This is a genomic window from Arthrobacter sulfonylureivorans (assembly GCF_022637435.1).
GTDB lineage: Bacteria > Actinomycetota > Actinomycetes > Actinomycetales > Micrococcaceae > Crystallibacter > Crystallibacter sulfonylureivorans.
Genome location: NZ_CP093326.1, coordinates 2978201 through 3001111, shown reverse-complemented (window position 1 = coordinate 3001111; position 22911 = coordinate 2978201). Strand labels below are relative to the sequence as shown.

Annotated in this window: 16 protein-coding genes; 11 read left to right on the top strand and 5 right to left on the bottom strand. The window is 68.2% G+C overall.

All coding sequences use genetic code 11. From position 1 onward, the window contains the following. The first annotated feature begins 197 nt into the window (after positions 1–197). The 3 genes from MNQ99_RS13765 to MNQ99_RS13755 are packed head-to-tail and all read left to right on the top strand — an operon-like array spanning position 198 to position 6201. Entirely contained in the window at positions 198–743 is a 546-nt protein-coding gene (locus MNQ99_RS13765; RefSeq protein ID WP_127511942.1) for a WhiB family transcriptional regulator, read from the top strand. Continuing rightward, on the top strand, positions 689–4156 hold the full coding sequence (locus tag MNQ99_RS13760) for a glycosyltransferase family 2 protein (protein WP_338423129.1): 3468 nt from the start codon (positions 689–691) through the stop codon (positions 4154–4156). The genes MNQ99_RS13765 and MNQ99_RS13760 overlap by 55 nt, the downstream gene beginning before the upstream one ends. Beyond that, positions 4153–6201 carry a DUF5719 family protein gene (locus MNQ99_RS13755; protein WP_241913313.1) on the top strand — a complete coding sequence of 683 codons (2049 nt, stop codon included), beginning with the start codon at positions 4153–4155 and terminating at the stop codon, positions 6199–6201. The genes MNQ99_RS13760 and MNQ99_RS13755 overlap by 4 nt, the downstream gene beginning before the upstream one ends. A 15-nt stretch (positions 6202–6216) precedes the next feature. Here the strand turns inward: MNQ99_RS13755 and MNQ99_RS13750 are convergent, their stop codons facing one another. Beyond that, positions 6217–6702: a metallopeptidase family protein gene (locus MNQ99_RS13750; RefSeq protein ID WP_127511939.1), complete on the bottom strand. Its 486-nt coding sequence runs from the start codon at positions 6700–6702 to the stop codon at positions 6217–6219. A gap of 167 nt (positions 6703–6869) precedes the next feature. Between MNQ99_RS13750 and MNQ99_RS13745 the strand changes: the two genes are divergently transcribed. The 4 genes from MNQ99_RS13745 to MNQ99_RS13730 all read left to right on the top strand — a co-directional run bounded on the left by MNQ99_RS13745 (position 6870) and on the right by MNQ99_RS13730 (position 10519). Then, entirely contained in the window at positions 6870–7259 is a 390-nt protein-coding gene (locus MNQ99_RS13745; RefSeq protein WP_127511938.1) for a DUF3499 domain-containing protein, read from the top strand. Between the two features lie 127 nt (positions 7260–7386). Further along, positions 7387–7608 (top strand): Trm112 family protein, encoded by a 222-nt coding sequence (locus MNQ99_RS13740; protein WP_241913312.1) that lies wholly within the window; start codon positions 7387–7389, stop codon positions 7606–7608. Positions 7609–7618: 10 nt separating this feature from the next. After that, complete coding sequence (ahcY, locus tag MNQ99_RS13735) at positions 7619–9112, top strand: adenosylhomocysteinase (protein WP_241913311.1); 1494 nt, start codon at positions 7619–7621, stop codon at positions 9110–9112. A 162-nt stretch (positions 9113–9274) separates the two neighbouring features. Next, complete coding sequence (locus MNQ99_RS13730) at positions 9275–10519, top strand: L,D-transpeptidase (RefSeq protein ID WP_164745380.1); 1245 nt, start codon at positions 9275–9277, stop codon at positions 10517–10519. Between the two features lie 320 nt (positions 10520–10839). On the opposite strand, the gene MNQ99_RS13725 is transcribed toward MNQ99_RS13730, so the two are convergent. Then, the gene (locus tag MNQ99_RS13725; RefSeq protein WP_127511934.1) at positions 10840–11643 is read right to left on the bottom strand and encodes an RDD family protein; all 804 of its coding nucleotides are present in this window, start codon (positions 11641–11643) and stop codon (positions 10840–10842) included. Between the two features lie 112 nt (positions 11644–11755). On the opposite strand from MNQ99_RS13725, the gene MNQ99_RS13720 reads away from it, so the two are divergent. Beyond that, the gene (locus MNQ99_RS13720) at positions 11756–12748 is read left to right on the top strand and encodes a stage II sporulation protein M (RefSeq protein ID WP_241913310.1); all 993 of its coding nucleotides are present in this window, start codon (positions 11756–11758) and stop codon (positions 12746–12748) included. A gap of 250 nt (positions 12749–12998) precedes the next feature. Beyond that, positions 12999–14186 carry a TIGR01906 family membrane protein gene (locus tag MNQ99_RS13715; protein WP_127511933.1) on the top strand — a complete coding sequence of 396 codons (1188 nt, stop codon included), beginning with the start codon at positions 12999–13001 and terminating at the stop codon, positions 14184–14186. A gap of 26 nt (positions 14187–14212) precedes the next feature. Here the strand turns inward: MNQ99_RS13715 and MNQ99_RS13710 are convergent, their stop codons facing one another. Further along, positions 14213–16024: an AMP-dependent synthetase/ligase gene (locus tag MNQ99_RS13710; RefSeq protein ID WP_241913309.1), complete on the bottom strand. Its 1812-nt coding sequence runs from the start codon at positions 16022–16024 to the stop codon at positions 14213–14215. Between the two features lie 49 nt (positions 16025–16073). Beyond that, on the bottom strand, positions 16074–17717 hold the full coding sequence (locus MNQ99_RS13705; RefSeq protein WP_241913308.1) for a dolichyl-phosphate-mannose--protein mannosyltransferase: 1644 nt from the start codon (positions 17715–17717) through the stop codon (positions 16074–16076). 248 nt (positions 17718–17965) lie between these two features. Between MNQ99_RS13705 and rsmI the strand changes: the two genes are divergently transcribed. Further along, positions 17966–18850 carry a 16S rRNA (cytidine(1402)-2'-O)-methyltransferase gene (gene rsmI, locus MNQ99_RS13700; protein WP_241913307.1) on the top strand — a complete coding sequence of 295 codons (885 nt, stop codon included), beginning with the start codon at positions 17966–17968 and terminating at the stop codon, positions 18848–18850. 215 nt (positions 18851–19065) lie between these two features. Then, the gene (locus tag MNQ99_RS13695) at positions 19066–20547 is read left to right on the top strand and encodes an NAD-dependent succinate-semialdehyde dehydrogenase (protein WP_241913306.1); all 1482 of its coding nucleotides are present in this window, start codon (positions 19066–19068) and stop codon (positions 20545–20547) included. Here the strand turns inward: MNQ99_RS13695 and MNQ99_RS13690 are convergent. Next, a complete protein-coding gene (locus tag MNQ99_RS13690; protein WP_241915375.1) occupies positions 20535–22910 on the bottom strand; it encodes a transglutaminase TgpA family protein in 2376 nt (791 codons plus the stop codon). The genes MNQ99_RS13695 and MNQ99_RS13690 overlap by 13 nt on opposite strands. Position 22911: the final 1 nt, after the last annotated feature.

Below are 22911 nucleotides of genomic sequence, written 5' to 3'. Positions count from 1 at the left end.
ACGACGGCAAGATCTTCGCGTGGCGTGCCCGGTCTTGGGCCCGCCTGTCTCTAAGATTCCCGCCGGCACTTGACTGGACCGGATTACACCCGTGTAATTAGTATTAAACGTGTAACAGCATTCTCGTTTTCGGCGCTGAGATCCAGCACTGGAGTCGAACTTAGCACCATGCTGGGACAGCAACACCGGGAGGGCTGATGGGGCAGGCAGAACGTATTGCGCACCGGCGAGAGCTAGAGGCACAGGCTTCGGCATCGCAGGGATCGCGCGGCGTACCGGCAGATTGGTATGTGGATCCGGCTGATCCGGCGGCGGCAGAGCGCTTCCGCGAATCCAGCCAACAGACACTTGAGGACGCGGCTACCGCGTTCCTGGCGGCACACGAAGCGTTGGCGGAGGAGCCCGAAGCCGATGTGCTGGAGCTGTCCGCTCCGCGCTTGCTGCGGGAACCGGAGGCCGAACCCGCGCAAAAGCCGCTGTGGATCGGATTGCCGGGCTTCGGCACCGGCTACGAGGATGAAGGCGAACTCGGCTGGCAGGCCGATGCCCTCTGTGCACAGACGGATCCGGAGGCATTCTTCCCTGAGAAGGGCGGCTCTACCCGCGACGCGAAGAAGGTTTGCGGCGCGTGCACGGTGCGTTCGCAGTGCCTGGAATACGCGCTGGCCAATGACGAGCGTTTCGGCATCTGGGGAGGGCTGTCGGAGCGCGAGCGCCGCCGGCTACGGAAAAGAGCGCTCTAATTCAGCAGCAAGTTCGCGTCACCGCCGTTGTTGTTGCCCATAACGGCGCTTCCTACCTACCGCAGACCCTGGCCGCGCTGACTCAGCAGACGCGGCCAGCCGATGTCTATCTTGGCGTCGACACCGGATCGTCCGACGCGTCCGCGGAGTTGCTGCGCACGCAGCTGCCCGCCGGGACACCGGTAACCTCTGCTTCCGGCCGCGCTGGCTTCGGTGCTGCCGTGCGGGTGGGGTTGGCCGAGCTGCCCCAGCACGCCGAAGAAGGCGCTGCGGTGCAGGAGTGGCTGTGGCTGCTGCACGACGATTCCGCGCCGGCACCGGACGCCCTGGAAGAACTGCTGCTCGCCGTGGAAACGGCGCCGTCCGTGACCATCGCCGGCTGCAAGCAGGTGGACTGGGACAACCCGCGCCGGCTGGTCGACGTCGGCCTGACCGTGAGCCGCTGGGCTGAACGGCTGACCATGATCGACCTGGATGAGCTGGACCAGGGCCAGTACAACGGGCGCAGCGACTTCTTCGCCGTCAACTCCGCCGGAATGCTGGTGCGCCGCGACGTCTTTGACCAGCTGGGCGGGTTTGACGCCGCCCTGCCCGGGACCGGCGACGACCTGGACTTGTGCTGGCGGAACCGGCTGGCCGGGCACCGGGTCGTGGTAGTGCCCACCGCGACGGTCCGCCACGCCACCCGGGCCAGTGACCACACCACCGCCAAGGCAGCCCGCAAGGCACAAATCCACCTGCGGTTGAAGCACGCAGCGTGGTGGAAGGTGCCGTTCTTGTGGCTGGGTGCCCTGCTGGGCGGGCTGTACAGCTTCCTAGCGTCCGTGGTGGCCAAGGACCCGATGCACGGCCTGCGTCAGCTCGGCGCCACGCTGGTGGCCCTCTTCCGTCCGGTCGGCTACTTTGCCTCCCGGCGGCAGGCGGCCAAGACCCGCAGGACCTCGCGGGCGATAGTGCGCCCGCTGATGGTGCCGCAGCGCGAGGTCTGGGCCTACCGCCGTTCGCTGGCTGAGTCCCTCCGCCCCGAACTCGCCGCCGGCGTGGTGGGGGACGGCTCCGGCACGGATGCCGGCAGCAGCGACCAGCCCACCGGCGGGTCCGATGACTTCGCCGCGCTGGCGGCTCCCGCGCGGACCTGGGTCGGTACGGGACTGGTGGTTGCCGCCCTCTCGCTGGCCATTGTGTCCGCGGTGGGCATGTTCGACTTCTTCGGTGCACCGGCGCTCATCGGCGGCGGACTGTTGCCGTTATCCGCGACCGTCGCCGAGATCTGGCACAACGCTTCCAGCTGGTGGGTCTCGCTCGGTTCGGGCATGTCCGGGCACGGTGACCCTTTCGGCTACGTCCTGGCAGTCCTGGCCTTGCTCGGGCTGGGGAACGGATCTGCCGCCGTCGTCACCTTGGTCATGCTGGCCATGCCGCTGGCCGCTGCCGGGGCCTGGTTTGCTGCCGGCGCCCTCACGCAGCGGCGCGGCCTGCGCTTCTGGGCCGCAATTTTCTGGGCGAGCGTGCCCGCGTTCCAAGTTGCTTTGGGCACCGGACGCCTCGGCGCGCTGATTGCCCATTTGCTGATCCCGTGGGCCGTGCTCGGCCTGTTGCGGGCCACCGGCTCGGCCGTCCAGCGCGTCGATGCCAACCGCCCGCTGCTGGCGCACGAGAGAGTGCACAAGCCGGGCATCAACGGGAATCCCTCCTGGACCGCGGCGGCAGCGGCCGGGCTCTGCCTGGCCGGCATCACGGCGTCGGCGCCGGCGTTGCTGCCGGTGGCCGTTGTCTTCATTGTCATCCTGGTGCTCTCGTTGGGCCGCCGGGCCAAGACCGTCTGGTGGTCGCTGGTCCCGCCGTTGGCGCTTGCCCTGCCCATGGGCATTGCCGCACTGAACGAGCCGCGCGCGCTATTGAGTGACCCCGGCCTGCCGCTGGCCTTCAACGCGGCCCCGCTCTGGCAGCAACTGATGGGTTTCCCGCTGGCCTTCGGACCCGCCGACGGACTCGCCGGAGCCGCGCTGCTGGAAGACCTTGCCCACGGGCCGTGGGCGCTGGTTTACGCACTGGTCGCGGCCGTGCCGATGCTCGTACTGGCCGTAGCCGGCGCGATTGGGGGCGACGGAGCCGCCCGCGCACGACTGCTCTGGCTCGGCGCCTTCCTGACGCTGGCGGCTTCGTATGCCTCGTCCATGCTGGCCACCGCGGTGGCGCCCGGAGCCGTGGTCACACCGTTTACCGGTCCCTTTGTCTCCGTGGCAATGTTCCTGCTGTTGGGCGCGGCATTGATCGCCGGAAACCGAATGCAGCTGGGCATGGCCTCGTGGGGCCGGTCGCGCAGCGGTCTGCGACGCACGGTGGCGGTGGCCGCCGTCGTGCTCCTGGGCCTGGGCCCGGTGGTGGGTCTGGCGCACTGGCTGGTGCCCCAGTTCACCGGCTACACGGCCTCCACCGAGGCTCGTACGCTGACCGATTTCGGCACGCAGATGTCCGTAGCGCCCGGCGCCGATCGCACGCTCCCGGCCACGGCCGCTGATCGAGGAACCGGGCCGGAACAGGCGCGCGCGCTCGTGTTGACCGCCGGGACCGGCGGCACCGTGACCGCGGCAGTGATGCACGGCAGCGGGACCACCCTCGACCAGCTCTCGACCATCTATGCGGCACGCTCGCTGAACGGTCCGCTGACCGAGGCCGAAGTGGGTGCCGATGACGATGCCGACGCCGAACTGCGCAACACGGTGGCCGTCATCGTGGCGGGCACCGGTGTGGACCCGCGGGCCTCGCTGGTCCGCCTTGGCGTTGACTTCGTGGTGCTGCAGGAATCCGACACGGCGGCCGAACTGCTGGCCGGCCGCATCGACGCCGTTCCCGGGCTGACCTCCGTGGGACGAACCGATGCCGGGTGGCTCTGGCGAGTTGTCGGTAAAACGGCCGACGACGGCACGGAGGCCGGGGCACAGACGGCGCGGGTGCGTTTGGTGGATGCCAACGGCACGCTGCTTCAGTCCGTTCCGTCCGAGTGGACCGCGGCGGGAGGCGAGATTCCCGCCGGTGAGTCCGGACGACGGCTGATCCTGGCCGAACGGAAGGATCCGGGCTGGACGGCGACGCTGAACGGCCAGCGGCTGGAGGCATCGGCGGACGGCTGGGCGCAGGCTTTCGAGGTCCCCGCCGCCGCAGGCACGGTGAAGATCGGTTATGCCAGCCCGTGGTCGCCGTGGACCGGTATCCTGCAGGTACTCGCTATCGGACTGACCGTGCTGCTGGCCATCCCGATTCCGGCCCGCCGGCGGTTCACCCCGCGCCGGATCGACCACATCAAAACCACCGGGGCCGATGCCAGCACCGCCGAACTGCAACGTGCAGCTTTCGAAGACCCGGACGACGGCGCCACGGCAGCCTTGGCCGGAAAAGGACAGCAACGATGACCGAGACAGGCGGCCGCGGTGACCAGCCGGAGCCGACAGAAGCAGGGACCGGGGCGGCAGCCTCGGCCGGGGCAGCCGACGACGGCATGACACCGCACCAGGAAACGGCTGCCGCGCCTGCTCAGCCGGCCGACGCCGCGCCTGCTCAGCCGGCCGACGTCGCGCCTGCTGAAACGGCCGCTGCCGAGCCAGCCAAGCCGGCCGCTGCCGAGCCAGCCAAGCCGGCCGCTGCCGAGCCAGCCAAAACGGCTGACGCCGAGCCAGCCAAGCCGGCCGCTGCCGAGCCAGCCAAAACGGCTGACGCCGAGCCAGCCAAGCCGGCCGCTGCCGAGCCAGCCAAGCCGGCCGAGGCCATGCTCCCGGTCGAAGCGGAGCAGCCGGTCGATCGCAAGGCCGCCCGGCGGGCCGCGCGGCGGGACCGCACCCGTGATGCCGCTGCCGGCCAACCGCAGGTGCGGTCGAACGGTGCCGCCGGACCCGGTGCACGGCAGGGCGGCGGGCGGCGGACCTTGGGCGCCATCGCCGGAGCCGGCATAGTGCTGCTGACCGGCGCGGCAGTTGCCGCAGGCAGTTTGGCGGACACGCCGAGTGCCGCCACCGAGCTTCCACCTGTTTCCGCCGCCGTCCCGGCCGGCGACTACACCGCAGTCTGCCCGGAGCCGCTCCGGCTACTGGACTCGGCCGCCGAGGCCACAGACCCGCAATTCAGCCCGGTCTCCACCACGGCGCAGACCAGGGCACGGGCCTTGGTGCTCAGCGACCTGAGCGGCAACGTCCCGGGCAGCGAGCTGGCTGAACTCGGCGAGGACACTCCGCTCAAGCGCATCGCCGAACCGACGGCAGAGTCCTCCGGCGAGACCAAGGTGGTCGCATCAGTGGTGTCCGGGCAGGAGCTGTCCGCTCCCACGGTGCTGCGGGCCGACCCGGTGGGGGAGACCACCGCGCTGGCCGGTGCCGCGATGACCTATCGGGCTTCCGACGGCGACCTGCGCGGCCTGGCCGCGGCCAACTGCATGGCACCGTCAAACGATTTCTGGTTGCTCGGCGCCTCCACCACCGTGGGCGCCACATCTGTACTGAAGCTGCACAACAGTTCGCAGACTCCGTCCTCGGTCAACCTGGAACTGATCTCCGGCGAGGGACAGATCCAGGCTGCCGGCACCCGCGGACTGCTGGTAGCACCGGGAGAATCCCGCTCCATCGTGCTGGCAGGCCTGGCCGCCAACCAGGAATCACTGGCCGTGCGGGTCCAGTCCTCCGGCGGCCCCGTCACCGGCTTCATCCAACAGAGCATCCTGCGCCAGCTGACGCCCGGCGGGGTCGAACTGCTGCAGGCATCGGCTCCCGCCGGAACGCGCCAACTGGTCACCGGGATCACCGTGCAGGATGACAAGCTCGCGCGGAAGATCCGCCAACAGGACGGCTACCAGAACGCCGCGCCGGCGTTGGAGGTGGCGGTACCGGGTGTGAGCGACGCCGTCCTTGAAGTGCGGGTCATCGGCTCGGACGGACCGGTCAGCATCCCGGGCGGCGGCGTCATCACGGCGGCCGCCGGCAGCATCACCAGAGTTCCGCTTGATTCACTGCCGGGCGGCACCTATTCCGTCGAAGTCAGCTCCGATGTCTCCATCGTGGCCGCCGCACGCGTCAGCAGGGCAACCGAGGAAGGAGCGCCGGTGGACTTCGGCTGGGCACCCGCCACCGGCCGGCTCGGCAGCAACCACCTGGCAGTCGTTCCCGGTGGCGTCAGCTCCCGGATGGCCTTCAGCGCGCCGTCCGGCGACGCCCAGCTGGAAATTACCCCGGTGGACGTGGACGGCGGACTGGGGAAGAAGCAGACGGTCAACGTTCCCGCCGGAATCACCGTGACGCTGAACCCCAAGGCCGACGACGCCGATCCTGCGGCGTGGTTGATCAGCGCGTCGGGCGAGGCCGTCTACGGTGCGCAGACGCTGACCAACGGCGGCTCAGCCGACATTGCGGTCCTGCCGGTGCCCGCCGGGACGCAGGCGCAGAACGCCGTACCGGTCAATATCGGGTACTGACCCCGGGCCTCTAGTTCAGGGGCGGGTCCGGCCGTAGCCGGGGTCGACGGCTTCGGGCGCCATGTTCAGCAGCTGCGCCGTCTGCTCCACCACCACATCGTGAATGATCTCCGGCAGTTCCGCCCGCAGCCGGGCTGCCATCTGCACCGGATGCCGGAAAACGGTCACCACCGCCGGACGGCCCGGAGCGGCCGGCGTGAAGCTGCCCAGCGGCGCCGCTTGCCCGCGGGCCAAGAGTTCCTCGAGATGCGGCGGGATGTCCTCGACCACGAATTGGGCCGCTTCAATCCGCTCGCCCCAGAAGTACTCCAGCCGCTCGGCAGACTCGGAAACCCACTGCTCGAATTGCTCCGGCCGGGTCAGATGGCCCGGCAGGTGGGCGGGCAGCAGATCGCCGCGCAGCCCGCGGCCGCGGCGGTTCCGGCGTCGGGCGCTAAACGGACGGCGCCAGCCACCGCCGTCGCCACCCAGCGACACAGTCAGTGATGGTCCGTTCTCCATATACCGACTTTAAGCCCGGCAGCGCGAATTCGGCACTGGCCAGCAGCGGTGCGCCGGGAGCGCCGGGAGCAGCGGCGCCGCGTGAGGCCTGATTGTGACCTAATCTTTCCGCACCTGCCCGCGCCGGTGGCCCGGAAGAAGAGCGGCCCGGAGTAGGATTCTTTCTCGTGGGATCCATTCGTCAATGTTCACGCTCGGCCTGTCAGCGGTCGGCCATCGCTACTTTGACGTACGTGTATGCAGATTCCACCGCCGTGCTTGGCCCGCTGGCAACCTACGCTGAGCCGCACTGCTACGACCTGTGCGCCGACCACGCTGAGCGGCTGACCGTCCCGCGCGGCTGGGAAGTCATGCGGCTGGCGCTGCCCACGCAAGCGCCGGCCCCCAATACTGACGATCTGCTGGCCTTGGCCGACGCAGTCCGCGAAGCCGCCCGCACTCCGGAGATCCCCGATGAGTTGCCCCAACCGCGCGGGCAGCGTGAGCCGCTGGAGCCGCCGGCCGGTGCCGCAGGCACCCGACGCGGGCATCTTCGCATTCTGCGCGGACAACCGTAGACCGATACGCTGGGAAGCGGGCAACCCGCCTTTCGGGCAACACGCTGTCCGCCGCGAGGCCCGGCCCCGCCGTCCACCGGACGCCGGCGCAGCCGAAGCCGCATACAGACCGAAGGACAACATTCGCATGGCACATCTGACATCCGAGCTGCTGGCGGTCTTGCGCTGCCCGGCGACCGGTTCATCCCTGGTCCAGGAGGGTGACGAGCTGGTATCCACCGGCCGCACCGCGGCGGGTGGACGGCTGCGCTACCCGATCGAAGACGGCATCCCGGTGCTGTTGCCGCAGGCCGCCCCCGGCACCGATGCCTCCAACTCCACCCCCGACGGCCCCGCTGACAACGCTTAGGAGCATGACTGTGACGATCGATTACAAGGTCAAGGACCTCTCGCTGGCTGCCGCCGGCCGGCACCAGATCCGCCTGGCGGAGCACGAAATGCCGGGCCTGATGGCGCTGCGCGAAGAGTTTGGCGAAAGCCAGCCACTGGCCGGCGCCAGGATCGCCGGTTCGCTGCACATGACCGTGCAGACTGCAGTCTTGATCGAAACCCTGACCGCACTGGGCGCCGAGGTCCGCTGGGCATCCTGCAACATCTTCTCCACCCAGGACGAGGCCGCCGCCGCCATCGTCGTGGGCAAGGGCACGCCGGAAGACCCGCAGGGTGTGCCGGTCTTCGCATGGAAAGGCGAAACGCTCGAAGAATACTGGTGGACGGCCGAGCAGATCCTGACCTGGCCCGGTGCTGCTGAAAACCCCGCGCTGGGGCCCAACATGATCTTGGACGACGGCGGCGATGCCACCCTGCTGCTGCACAAGGGCGTGGAATTCGAGGCCGCAGGCGCGGTGCCGTCGGCGTCCGCCGACGACCCGCACGAGTTCACCATCATCCTGGATGTGCTGCGCGCTTCGCTGGCAAAGGACCCGCAGAAGTTCACCCGGGTGGCCGGCGGCATCCGCGGCGTCACCGAAGAAACCACCACCGGTGTGCACCGACTCTACCAGCTGGCCGAGCAGGGCCAGCTGCTGTTCCCGGCGATCAACGTCAACGACGCGGTCACCAAGTCCAAGTTCGACAACAAGTACGGCATCCGCCACTCGCTGCCGGACGGGATCAACCGCGCCACGGACGTGCTGATGGGCGGCAAGACGGCCGTTGTGTGCGGCTACGGCGACGTCGGTAAAGGTGCAGCCGAGGCGCTGCGCGGCCAGGGCGCCCGCGTTGTGGTCACCGAGATTGACCCGATCTGTGCCCTGCAGGCAGCGATGGACGGCTACCAGGTCACCACCTTGGACAAGGTGGTGGGCGAGGGCCACATCTTCATCACCACCACCGGCAACAAGGACGTCATCATGGCGTCCGACATGGTGAGGATGCGGGACAAGGCCATCGTCGGCAACATCGGCCACTTCGACAACGAAATCGATATGGCCGGACTGGCCAAGGTCGCGGGCGTGCAGAAGGTGGAGATCAAGCCGCAGGTCCACGAATGGGTCTTCGAAGCCGGCTCCGACGCCGAACGCTCCATCATCGTGCTGTCCGAGGGCCGGCTGCTGAACCTGGGCAACGCCACCGGCCACCCGTCGTTTGTGATGAGCAACTCCTTCGCGAACCAGACCATTGCGCAGATTGAACTGTTCACGAAGCACGGCAAGCCGGCCGCGGGTTCGGCCACCGGCGAGCCCGAGTACGCCAAGCAGGTCTACGTGCTGCCGAAGGTGCTGGACGAGAAGGTCGCCCGGCTGCACCTGGACGCGCTCGGCGTCGAACTCTCCGAACTGACCAAGGAACAGGCCGAGTATCTGGGCGTGGACGTGGCCGGACCGTACAAGCCGGACCACTACCGCTACTGATCCCGAAATAAACAACACGTCCCCGGGATGGTTACCGGATTGTTGGACGGCCGCGCCGCGCCATGGCCCGGCGCAAGCCGCCGGGCGACCTACCATGGAAGCAGGGCCATGCTGTGCCCGGGCGGCGCGCAACATGCCGTGAGGTCTCGAGTTTGGGTTGGGATGACTGAGGAAAAAAAGAAGCGCAAGGGCCTGAAGATTGCGCTGCTGTGCATCATCGGCGTGCTGGTGGCTGCCGCGGCAGCCGTCACCGCAGCCACCGTGGCGTCGCCTACCTTTGCCGCGCAACTCGGACGCATGCTGGCCGTCGCACCCGCCGAGCGCCCGGGCTTCTCGGAGCCGATCGCCAAGGCGATGTCGGTCGGTGTCAACCCGAAGGATAAGGCCGTGGAGGTCAACCCGGCCACCGTCCCCACCATCACCGCCAAGAACGCCTCCATCAAAGATGTGGTGCTGGCCCCGGCGGAGGGCGGCGAACCTGTTGCCGGCGAACTGTCCGCGGACGGCAGCGTCTGGAAAGCCACTCAACGGCTGGACTTCTTGACCAAGTACGACTTCAGCTACACGCTGGTGGACAGCGCCGGAGCCGAAACCGCCAAGCAGCAGAGCTTCACCACGGTGCTGGCGCCCAACCAGGCCGACGGTTGGATGTACCCGCTGGACGGCCAGCACGTGGGCATCGCGCAGCCGCTGGAGTTCAACTTCAGCGAGCCCGTGCTGAACAAAAAGAAGGTGGAGGAGGCCATCAAGATCACCACCTCCGCCGGACAAAAGGGCGAGTTCTACTGGTACTCGGACACCAAGGCCCGCTTCCGGGCGGCCAAGTACTGGGCGCCTAACAGCACGGTCACCGTGGACATGAAACTCTTCGGCGTGGAGTTCGGCAACAAGATGATCGGAATGAACGACGAGAAGATCACCGTCAACATTCTTGATGACCGCCGGGCCATCGTCGACAACAAGACCAAGACCATGAAGATCTACGTGGGCGGCCAGCTGGCGCAGACCTTCCCGGTCACTCTGGGCGACGCCAACTGGCCGTCCAGCAAGGGAATCCACCCGATCATGGACATGCACAAGTCGCTGCCGTTCAACCCGCGCAGCATCGGGCTCAAGCCCGGCGATCCCGACTGGTACGAGCCGTTCAACGCCAAGTACGCCAGCAGGCTCAGCAACAGCGGCGAATTCGTCCACACCGCGCTGGACCCCTCGGCGCTGGGCGTGCGCAACATTTCGCACGGCTGCGTGGGCATGTCCGAGGCCGGTGCACGGTACTTCTACGAGACGATGCGCACCGGCGACATTGTGGATATCCGCAACACCGATGGCGGTTTCCTGGACCCGACGGACGGTTACGGCGACTGGAACGTGGACTGGAAGACCTGGACCTCGCAAGACAAGGGCTAGGCGGAACTTCCGGAGGGACTCTCTGCGCGCAGGATTCGGCGGGTGGAACAAAACACTCCGCGCGGGACTCTGCGAGCAGGATCGATGCGGATCTCGCGTGCGTTATACGCCACAGTGCCTCAGGAAACCGCGCCGTAAGTCCGCGGCTACGGCAGAAGTGGCACCTAATAGGCTCAGTTGCGGTGGCAGGCTCCCTTGGCCGGCTCCAATGTGGCGCCGAGCGTTCGCGCACAGCTCATCCATGACTGGTGCCGGGCGCTACCCGGGCGGCCAAGCCGCCGTACTTCAGCTACCGGTCCGGCGTTCCTGGTCTTGGAGCGCTAGTCCTGGAACGGCAGGGAATGCAGCCGGGCGCCGCGCTGGACGGCGCGGTCGTGCTGCCGGGACAGCCGGGAAAAGTCGCGTTCGCGCCGCTCGGCCATCACCGCCAGCAAGTACATTTCCGGTGGAGTTCCCGCGGGCGGCGGGGGAGAGACATAGCCGGAGGCCTCATTGGCCAGGGCCGTGGCCAGCTTGGCCCGCGAGGCCGGGATCATCTTGGGCGCTTGGGACAGGAACTGCACAGTCCTGCGCGCCAGCGGTTCCGGCAGCCGGCCCATATCCGCCAGCTTCACCCACGGCGCCAGCTGCGGGGGTATGTCCGGCAGGACCTTCGGCATGACCCCGACGCGCTCCCGCATGCTGTAGGTGCCGGCCAGGAGATCGCCCAGCCGCTTGGACCGGTCATTGAACAGGGCCGCCATGAAGGCCACCGAACCCAGCAGCAAGTACAGTTCGAAGACCGCCAGCAGCCCACGGATGAACGCATGCCGGAACCGGATGGCACCGCCGTCGTCACGAACAATGCGCAGCCCCATGATCCAGCGGCCGAGCGACTTGCCGCGGGTCAGCGTTTCGACGGCAACGGGCACAATCACCAGGAAAAACAACACCACCGTGATGGCCAGCGCCCTGGCGGCGGCGGCGTCGAAGCCGACATCCAGGGTTTCTGCCAGCAGCACGAAGGTGGCAATCAACAGGGCCACGTTGGTCAGCACATCGATCATCGAGCTGAGCGCGCGGACCCCGAATGACGCCGGCCGCAGCTCCAGGACTACAGCCTCGCCGGTGATGACGTTGCTCATCGGACCCCTTTCCAGGGCGGCCCGTGCCGCCTGGTTCCACTCTATCGATCCGGGCGCCGGTCGGCCGCCGTCCGGACCCTTGCCCAGGTCCCGCTCCGGATAGGCTATGGGTGTGGATATCGATGCCTTCACCGCTGTGCACCAGCACGATTGGAAGCGGCTGGACGAACTGAGCGCCAAGCGCAGGCTCACCGGCGCCGAGGCGGATGAACTGCTGGTGCTCTACCGGCGCACCTCGACCCACCTGTCGATGATCCGCTCGGTGGCGGCCGAAGGCCAGCTGTCGGCGGCCCTCTCCACCCGGCTGTCCCGCGCCCGCACCCGCTTCACCGGCGCCCGCTCCAATTTCGCCCGCGACGTTGCCGAATTCTTTGTGCTGTCTTTGCCCGCCGCGTTCTACCGGCTGCGGTGGCTGACCGTCATCATCGGTGCCGTGTTCATCCTGGTCGCGTGGCTGTTCGGCGCCTGGGTTGCGGGGAACCCCGACGTCATCAAGGCGATAGGTTCGGACGAGGAAATCCGGAAGTACGTGGAGGAAGACTTCGTCAACTACTACTCGGAAAACCCCAATGCCTCGTTCGCCGGCATGGTCTGGACGAACAACGCCTGGATCGCCGCGCAGGCAGTGGCCTTCGGCGTCACCGGGCTGTGGGTGCCGTACATCCTGTTCATGAACGCCCAAGGCGTCGGCATGGCCGGCGGAATGATGGCGGCCTACGACCAGCTGGACGTTTTCTTCCTCTACATCCTGCCGCACGGGCTGATGGAAATAACCGCGATCTTCATCGCCAGCGCGGCCGGCCTGCGGATCTTCTGGTCCTGGGTCTCGCCCGGACGGCTGACCCGCACGGCATCGCTGGCCCGGGAAGGCCGGTCGCTGATCACCGTGGCCCTGGGGCTGGTCCTGGTGCTCTTCATCTCCGGCCTGGTGGAGGGCTTCGTGACGCCCAGCCCATTGCCGGACTGGCTGCGGCTGGGCATCGGTGCCCTGGTGCTGGCGGCGTACTGGGCCTACACACTGGTGCTGGGCCGGCGGGCCTACCTGGCGGGGGAGCGCGGCGACTTGGGCCGGTTCGACGCCGGGGAGACCGCCGTTACCGTCTAGAAGCCGGGCGGCCGCGCCCGGGGTGGCAACCGCGAAGCGTCGCCGGCCAGCGGTAGTCTCATAACCAGAGAGGCCAGCGGTACAGAAAGAGGCGACGGACGTGGCAGTCGAACAGACAAACCCCGGCGGAGACGGACGCAGAGCCCGGACAGTGCCCGGAGAGGCCACCGGCGTTGAGCCAGAGCGGGCTCCCGCACCCCCGGTACCTGCCGCCAACGGCCGCTTTCGGGACGGAGCCAACCCCCTTCCCATGCGGCGTCCCAGCCGGCTGCCGGATCTGAGCGCCGTGCGGCAGGGCGGCGGGACGGCGGCCGACGGCGGTGCCCCGGATGGTGCCGGAACCGAACCAACACCTTTGGCTGCTGCGCCCAGCCCCGACCGGCCCCAGCCGGCCGCTGCCCATACCGGTGCGGCGTCTGGCGAAGGGATCGCGAGGGACGGCACCGGTGCGCGCACAGCCCCGGCCGGCTTAGGCACCGCCAGCCTCGGCCCTGCCGGCAGCAGCTCCGCCGGCACGGACCGCGCGGAGCAGCCCGTCCGGAAACCGGTGCCAGCCGCACCACCGGCGCCGCCCGCCGGGTCGGCCACGCCCGCCGACGGCGGCGACGCGAACCCGGCGACCAGCGCGCTCTCGGTCCGTCCGCCCCGCTCGGAGGTGGTGCGCCGCACCACAGCGCGCGAGGAGGCAGTAAATGCCAAGCCGTTGGCCGGTCGCATCCTGCAAGTGGTGCTGGCCGCGCTGTTCCCGCTGCTGCTGATCATCGGGGCCATCCGGCTGGTGGCCACGCCGCTGTTTCTGTGGGTCGAATACCACCGCCCCGGTTTCCCGGCGGACAGCTTCGGCTTCAGCACAGATGACCGGATGACATACGGTTCCTATGCGGTGGACTACCTGCTCAATTTCGCTGGCCCGCGATATCTGGGCGACCTCACCGGCCCGAATGGCGGCAGCCTTTTCCTGGACTCTGAAGTCAGCCACATGGCCGACGTGAAGGGCGTATTCCTCGCGACCATGATTGCCGGAGCGGCCATGCTGATCCTGGCCGTGGTTTGTGTGGTCTACCTGGCCCGCCGCTACCACGGCGGTGTCCGGCGCGGCTTGTTCGCCGGTTCGGCGGCGACGCTGATCCTGGTCCTCGTGCTGGGCGTCCTGGGCGCGCTCAACTGGCAACAATTCTTCACTGACTTCCACCGGATCTTTTTTGCCGACGGCACCTGGACCTTCTACGTGGACGATACGTTGATCCGGCTATTCCCGGCGCAGTTCTGGATGGACTCCGGAATTGTCATTGCCCTGCTGGTACTGATGGTTTCCTCGCTGGTGCTGGCACTGACCTGGCCGACGCGCGGACGGCGGAACCGCAGCGCGGCCGCCGCGGAAGAACAGCGCCGCAGGCACGAACTGCTGCTCGCCCGGGAGAAGGACCAGACAGCGTAACGCTGCGGCCGCCCGGCACCCGTCGGCTAGCTGTAGAGTCCGTCGATCTGCCCGGCGAAGTCCTCCAGCACGGTCATGCGCTTGAGCTTCAGCGACGGCGTCAGGTGTCCGGAAGCTTCCGTCAGGTCCTGCCGCAGCACGTGGAACTTCCGAATCTGCTCTGCCCGCGAGACCAGCCGATTTGCATGGTCCACGGCTTGCTGCAGCTCGGCCCGCACCGCCGGATCTTCCGCCGCGGCGGCAAGGTCCATCGGGCTGCGGCCGGCCGCGGCGAGCCAGCCGGCGAGTCCCTCTTCATCCAGCGAGACCAGCGCGCCGATGAAGGGGCGGCCTTCGCCGACCACCACCGCCTGGGAGACCAGCCGGTGCTCGCGCAACGCGTCCTCCAGCGGGCCGGGTGCCACATTCTTGCCGCCTGCCGTCACCAGCAGATCCTTCTTCCGCCCGGTGATGGTGAGGTAGCCGTCGTCGTCCAATGTGCCGACGTCGCCGGTGCAGAAGTAACCGTCCCGGAAGAATTCGGCATTGGCAGCCTCGTTGTTGTGGTATCCGGGGGTGATTCCGACCCCCTTGATCAGGACTTCACCGTCGTCCGCGATCCTGATGCTGGTGCCAGGCAGCGGCAGGCCAACGGTGCCGATCCGGTTGGCCCCCGGCAGGTTGACCGCCGCAGGAGCGGTGGACTCGGTCAGCCCGTAGCCTTCCAGCACCGGCACACCGATGCCGGTGAAGAAATGCGCCAGCATTGGATTCAGCGCCGATGCACCTGAGACGGTGTACTCCACTTGCCCGCCGAAGGCCGCCCGGAGCTTGCCGTACACCAGCTTGTTGAACAGGGCACGCCTGGCCTTCAACGCCAGGCCGGGCCCGGAGCCGGTGCCGCGGGCCTGCGCATCGCGTGCCTGCGAGTAGGCGACCGCCGCCTGCGCTGCCGCATCGAAGATCCTGCCTTTGCCGCCCTCGTGAGCCTTCTGGCGGGCGGTGGCGTAGACCTTCTCGAAGACGCGCGGAACCACCAGCAAGAAGGTGGGCTGGTAGCTGGCCAGGTCCTCGATCAGCTCGGCCATGCTGGAGGTGTGGCCCATCTTCACTCCGCCGGCCAGACAGATCACCTGCACCGCCCGGGCCAGAACGTGGGCCAGCGGCAGGAACATCAGCGACTTGGCATCCGGACGCTTCAAAATGTCCGGCAGGAACTCCACCACGTTGACCGCCAGTTCCGCGAAGTTGCCGTGGCTGATGATGCAGCCCCGCGGCCGTCCGGTGGTGCCCGAGGTGTAGACCAAGGAGGCCGCGTCCTGCATGCCGCGGGAAGTGCGGCGCAGTTCGAGTTCTTCGTCGGTGACTGCGGATCCGGCCGCCTTCAGCCGGGCCAGTCCGTCGGCGGTCCCATCCAGCTGGTAGACAGGAAGCTCGGCCGGCAGCCCGGACATGGCCTGGCGCACCACGACCGCCTTGGCCGCATCCTCCACGAACACCATGGTGGCCGCGGAGTCCTGCAGTATCCACTGCACCTGAAGCGGGGAGGACGTCTCATAGATGGGGACTACGACGGCGCCGGCGAACCAGCCCGCCAGATCCACCACCGTCCACTCGAAACGGGTCTTGGACATCACCGCGATGGTGTCTCCGGCGTCGACGCCCGAAGCCATGAGGCCCTTGGCAAGCGCCGTGACCTCGCCCAGCAGCTCGGCTGCCGAGACATCGGACCACGCGCCGTTGCGCTTGACGGCGTACAGCGCCTGTTGCGGATCGCGCTGGTGCTGGGCCACCAGGATGTCCGTGATGTTCGACCCGGCCGGCATGGCTGCCAGGAGTTCTGTTACCGCTTCGCGCACTTCGTGCCCACTTTCTGCTGCCCCGATAATTCGTGCTGTCTTGCCTGCGTCAAATCCAGCTCGGCATCCACATCCGCCAGCGCCACTGGTTGTAGTCGATCAGCTCTGCGGTCCAGACCGGCAGGAAGAACGCCGAGACCAAGAGTGCTGCCGCCACAAACAGCCCGACCACCAGCACGCCCTGGCGTCGACGCCACGGCGGGTCAGTCGGCCGGCCCAGCGCCAGCCCGAGTGTGTAGGTCAGCGCCAGCACCAGGAACGGCTGGAAGGAGATGGCGTAGAAGAAGAACGTGGTCCGCTCCGGGTAGAGGAACCAGGGCAGGTAGCCGGCTGCGACTCCCGCCAGTAGGGCGCCCGCTCGCCAGTCCCGCCGGCCGGCCCAGCAGAAGAGCAGCACCAGCAACGACGCCGCCGCGGCCCACCAGATCAGCGGATTACCGACGGCCGTGACTGCTTCCGAACAGCTGTTGACCGCATGGCAAGCGCCCTGGCCGGCTTCTTCGGAATGGTAGTAGAACGACGTGGGGCGGCCCATGAACAGCCAGGTCCAGGCGTTGGATTCGTACGGGTGCTCCGAATGCAACCCATTGTGGAAGGCGTAGGCGCTGCGGTGGTACTCGGCCAGGGAGCGCAGCCAGTCCGGCAACCAGCCCCAGCTGTCGGAGGGGTTCGACGCCGCCCAGTTCCGGTCGTAGGCATTGTCGGAGCGCAGCCAGCCGGTCCACGATGCCAAATACGTCAACGCGGCAACAGGAATCATGGTGAAGAACGCGGGGACACCGTCGCGGAGCACGCCGGCCGAGACCCACTCCGTGATGCCCGCGGCCCGGCGCGCGCTGAGATCCCAGAGCACGCACATGAGACCGAACGCCGCGACGAATGCCAGCGCGGACCACTTGGTTCCCACCGCGAGGCCCAGGCAGACGCCGGCGGCCAGCCGCCACGGCCGCCAGAGTACCCACGGGCCGTACAGCAGCCGCGATGGGTGGGGCACCCCGGACGAGCCGGTGAGCCGAGCGATTTTCGCGGCCAGCCGGCGTCGTCCGTCGCTGCGGTCCAGCAGCAGGCAGCCGAACGCAGCGACAACCCAGAACATCAGGAAGATGTCCAAGAGCGATGTCCGGGAGTGGACCAGATGATGGCCGTCGATGGCGGTCAACAAACCGGCGATGCCGCCCAGCGCCGTCGACTTAAACAGTGCCTGTGCGATCAGGGCGATGATCAGGATCGACAGGGTGCCGGTCAGTGCGGCGCCGAACCTCCAGCCGAAGGCGTTGTCGGACCCAAAGAGCCACATCCCGGCAGCGATCATCCACTTGCCGACGGGCGGGTGCACCACATACTCGGGGGTATCCAGCAGCACGTCCGGATGGCCGGCGTTGAAGGAGTCGTTGGCGGTGTCTGGCCAATCACGTTCATAGCCGGACTGCAGGTAGGAGTAGGCGTCCTTGACGTAATAGGTTTCGTCGAACACCAGTGAACCCGGTTCGCCCAAGCGGTAGAAGCGGAGCACTCCGCCAAGGACGGCGATGAGCAGGGGGAGCAGCCAGGCCCAGATGCCGAACTGCACCGGGACACCCAGCAGGCGGCGCCGCAGCGCTGCCTCGCTGAAGGCCAGACCCGGCGATTCCAGCCAACGTCCGCGGAGGGCTTCCGCGGCAGGAGCGGGCGTGGTGTGGGTCACGGCCCTCATGTTACCGGCCAGTAGGTCGATGGGTGTGCCGCGCCGCCTTGTGGCTTGCAGGCCGCCCCGGAGCGGCCCTCGCTGCGGTGGGGCACATACCGACTCTATATAAGGTGCCGGCGAAACAGGTTATGAAACAGCTGATGAGGCGCCGGCGCAAGAGGCCGAACGGAGCGGGCGGCACGGTCGAACCGACCGATCCACCGTGCGCGCCCTTCTGGATTGCCGGCCGCTGGGCTGCGGGTAGGGTTGAGCATGTGAATGAGCGGGAGGCTGGCGGTCCGGCATCGGGGCAGCCAGGGCAGATTGTGTTGGCGGGGACGCCGATCGGCAATGTTCGTGACGCCTCGCCGCGGCTGGTCGAATTGCTCCAGACTGCCGACGTGGTCGCAGCCGAAGACACCCGCAGGCTGCACAAGCTGCTGCAGCTACTGGGCATCACCACCAGCGGCAAAATCATCAGCTACCACGAACACAATGAGGCAAGCCGCACCGCCGACCTGCTGGACCTGGTCCTGGCCGGCAGCACCCTGGTGATGGTGACCGACGCCGGCATGCCGGCGGTCTCCGATCCTGGCTTCCGCTTGGTCGAGGCTGCCGTGGCAGCGGGAGTGCTGGTGACCGCCGTGCCCGGTCCCTCGGCCGTGCTCACGGCGCTGGCGTTGTCCGGGCTTCCCACCGACCGCTTCACCTTCGAAGGATTCCTGCCCCGCAAACAGGGGGAGCGCGCGGCGCGGCTGGCGGAGCTGGCAGCCGAGCGGCGGACCATGGTGTTCTTCGAGGCACCGCACCGGCTGGCGGCAATGCTGCGCGCCCTCGATGCCGGGTTCGGTCCGGACCGACGGGCAGCCGTGTGCCGGGAACTGACCAAGCTGCATGAAGAAGTGCTGCGGGGCCCGGTCCGCGAACTGCTGGAGTGGGCCGAAGCAGGGGATGTGCGCGGCGAGATCGCGGTGGTGGTGGCCGGTGCTCCGGAGGCGGCTCCTGAACGGCCCGAAGACCACGTGCAAGACGTCAACGCCTTGGTTGCCCAAGGCGCCCGGCTCAAAGAAGCGGTGGCCGCGGTGGCAGCCGATGCGCGGATCAGCAAGCGGGAACTGTACTCGGCGGTGCTGGCTGCCCGCTCCGATACCGTCAGCTGAGCGCCCGCGGCAGCGATACCGCCGTCGTCACATAACGCCTTTGCACCCGTTCGATGCAGGTGGTGCGGGGCAGCCGTTGATATTGTCGATCTGCACAGTAGGGACCGTGGAACGTAGTGCACCTTCGCATTTACACCCGTGAAGCGGAAACCTACTGTGAAGGAAACCGGGCACTGCGCCCACGGACTCAATCCTGAACACTTGGAGGCACCGCCATGGCTGAAACCGCAGCCCGCGAAGCAGAACTGCTCGCCAAAGTACCCACCGGCCTGCTGATCAACGGCGAATGGCGCGACGCCTCCGACGGCGGCACCTTCGAAGTGGCGGATCCTGCCACCGGCAAGGTGCTGGCCACCTTGGCGTCCGCCACCAGCGAGGACGCGCTCGCCGCGCTCGACGCCGCCGACAAGGTGCAGGCATCCTGGGCCCGCACCGCTCCGCGTGAACGCGCCGAAATCCTGCGCCGGGGCTTCGAACTGGTGACCGAGCGGGCCGAGGACTTCGCCCTGCTGATGACCATGGAAATGGGCAAGCCGCTGGCCGAATCCCGCGGCGAAGTAGTTTACGGCGCCGAATTCCTCCGCTGGTTCTCCGAAGAAGCCGTCCGCGACTACGGCCGCTACCTGACCACTCCCGAGGGCAAGAACAAGATCCTGGTCCAGCGCAAGCCGGTCGGCCCGTGCCTGCTGATCACGCCGTGGAACTTCCCGCTGGCCATGGCCACGCGCAAGGTCGGACCCGCCATCGCCGCCGGCTGCACGATGGTACTGAAGCCGGCCAAGCTCACCCCGCTGACCAGCCAGCTCTTCGCCCAGACCATGATGGAAGCAGGCCTTCCGGCCGGCGTGCTGAACGTGGTCTCGTCCAAGAGCGCATCCGGGATCTCCGGGCCGCTGATGAAGGACTCCCGCCTCCGCAAGGTTTCCTTCACTGGTTCCACCCCGGTCGGCAAGCAGCTGCTCAAGGACGCGGCGAACAACGTGCTGCGCACCTCGATGGAGCTTGGCGGAAATGCCCCGTTCATCGTGTTCGAGGATGCAGACCTGGATAAGGCCGTCGAGGGAGCCATGGCTGCCAAGATGCGCAATATGGGCGAGGCCTGCACTGCGGCCAACCGCTTCCTGGTCCAGGCTTCAGTGGCGGAGGAATTCACCACCAAGTTTGCCGACGCCATGAAGGCGCTCAAGACCGGACGCGGCACCGAGGCAGACACCACGGTGGGCCCGCTGATCGACGGCGGCGCGCGTGACGATGTGCACGCCCTGGTCACCGCAGCAGTGGAGGCCGGCGCGTCCGTCAGCACCGGCGGCGCACCCGTGGATGGAGACGGTTACTTCTACCAGCCGACCGTGCTGGCCAATGTTCCGAACGACGCCGACATCCTGCGCAGCGAGATTTTCGGCCCGGTCGCACCGGTGACCACGTTCGAAACCGAGGAGCAGGCCATCGCCCTGGCCAACGCCAGCGAGTACGGCCTGGCCTCCTACATCTACTCGCGCGATGTGAACCGCATGTTCCGCGTCTCCGAGCAGATCGAATTCGGCCTGGTGGGCTATAACGCCGGCGTGATCTCCAATGCCGCCGCTCCGTTCGGCGGAGTGAAGCAGTCCGGCATGGGCCGCGAAGGTGGCGCAGAAGGACTGGACGAGTACACCACCGTCCAGTACATCGGCATCGCGGATCCCTACGCCAAGTAGCTCGGATCGTCCCGCCGGCCGTCCGCTCCGGACGGCCGGCGGCTGAACAGCGAGGCCGGCCAGAACAGCCCCGCCAGGCGCCGCCGCCAGCCGGCCCGCTCCTGGAGCCTGTCCTTGACCGTTTCCACGTCCGTCCACCGGGCGGCGTTGTCGCCGTCCGGTGCCGGCGTCTCCGGAGCCGCATACGCCGCCCGCTCGTAGCCGGCCCGCAGCCGGGACAAAGCGGCGGCAGAGCGGCCGGCGACCACCCCGGCGTCGTCAAGGCGCTGCTGGAAAGCCCGCGGGGTCTCCGTTGCTGCGGCCGCCCAGCCGAGGTCCTCTGCGGTATCCACTGCTTCAACCCACGCGGCGACGGCGGCCCTGCGCCCGGTTCCGCCGGCCGCCAGCGCCGTCCGGCGCCGATTCGTCCGACGGCCGCGCAGCACCAGCGGCGTCAGCAAGAGGCACAGCACGACGGCCGCGGCCGCCGTCGACCACAGCTGGCGTGAAAGCACGGCGTCCTCCGCCGGAGCCGGCGAGCCCGATTCCGCTGACTCTGCCGCCGCGCCGGTGGCCGGCCGGGGCTGGCCGGTGGGCCTCAGGACGTCCTCCGGCTGCGTGGGGGATCCGGGGGTGGTTTGGGCCTGCGCGTAGGCCGGCAGCACGCCGCGTGACGGGGTCGGCTCGAAGGCGACCCAGCCCACGCCGCTGAAGAAGAGTTCGGGCCAGGCATGGGCGTCCCGGGAGTCGACCTCGAACTCCTTCAGGTCCCCGCCCGGGCCATCATCGAAAACGCTCCCGGTGGGACGCCCCGGCGCGTAGCCCACCGCCATCCGGCTGGGAATGCCCGCGATCCGGGCCATGATGGCCATGGTTGCGGCGTAGTGGATGCAGTAGCCGGACTTCTCCTCCAAGAAGGCCGCCACTACTTCGAAGCCGCTCTGGTCGTAGCCGCCCTCAACGGGCGCCTGTTCGGAGTACACGAAGCCGGGCGCCCGCAGATACGTCTGGATGGCCATCGCCTGCTCGTACGGGCTGTCCAGTCCGTTAATCACCGTTGCGGCCGTATCGGTGACGATGGCGGGCATGTTGTCCGGAAGCTCGGAGAAGACCGGATCAACCACCGCATTGTTGGTCGGCTCGGCGGCCCGCAGCACGTCCCGGGTCAGCTGCGGTTTGACGCTGCGCACCTCATAGTCCTGGTTGGCGGTGGTAGTGCCGGATTCTCCGCGGATGTTAAGCGTGCTCGGATCCCAGCTCCACTGGCCGCGGGCGCCGGAGACCTGCGCCGGGGCGTACGGTGCCAGCAGCCACGGGCTGGTGAAGGATGCCGTGCTGATCCGCGTGGTGGTCACCTCGCCGGCTGCCAGCAAGTTCTGCACGCCGGGCACGTCCAGTTCGTCGATTCCCGTGCGTTTGTTGCCCCCGAACGCGCTGGGGCTCCAGCGCGCACCGGTCAGGTTCTCCAGGGTGACTGAGCGCAGGTAAAGCGGCTCCTCCGCATCGGTGGCATAGGTCATCCGCCCAAAGGCACCGGGCCGCCGGAGGTTGTCGCCCAGGCTGACCACCGGATTCAGTCCGGTCGGCGAACCCCAATTGAGCCGCGAACCCTCCGGGAACAATCCGGACGAGAAGCCCGGGATGGCCTGTGGGAGCACCAGCGCGGCCGCCAGTCCGGCTGCCGCGATGCCCGACGCGCGGCGGAGCTGCTCGGCCGACGCCAAGCGGCCCCTGCCTCCGCCGTCGGAGGCCAACCAGTGGGCGCATCCCAGCAACAGCAGATAACCGGCGGCGGCCGCCAGGAAGCCTGCCGCGCCGATGCTGTTCGGTTTGATCATGGCCGGAACAGAGGCCAAACCGAACAGGCCCAGGCCGCTGATCGCAGGCATCTGCAGCGGAACGGCGAGGGTGTCCACCAGGAGGGCGATCAGCCCGACTCCCACGCAGGCCGCCAGCGCAATGCCGTTGTTGACCAGCACCGGAGCCACCTGCGAGATCACGGTGTCCCGGGCGTCCTCCAACATGGGATCCAGGGCCGCGAAGGTGCCGGGTCCGGGGATGATGCCCAGGAAACTGGTCGGCGCCAGGAACATTGCGTTCACCGACATCACCAAGGCGGCGAGGCCCAGCAGCGCCCCGGTCAGCGGGGGCCAGTCCAACCGGCGGGCCAAGCCGGTGGCAGCCTCGATGGAGCACACGGTCACGGCGACCTGGAACAGCCAGCTCCAGCCCTCGAGGACACCGTGCAGGTTGGCGGCGGTGAGCAGGACTGCAACGGCGACGGCGGTGCTCATCAGCCACGGCGCGAAGCCGGGGGAGGGGGGCCGGCCGCCGCCGCGACCGGATGCTCCGGGCGTGCGGCGGCCGGTGGGCCGTTCCAGCATG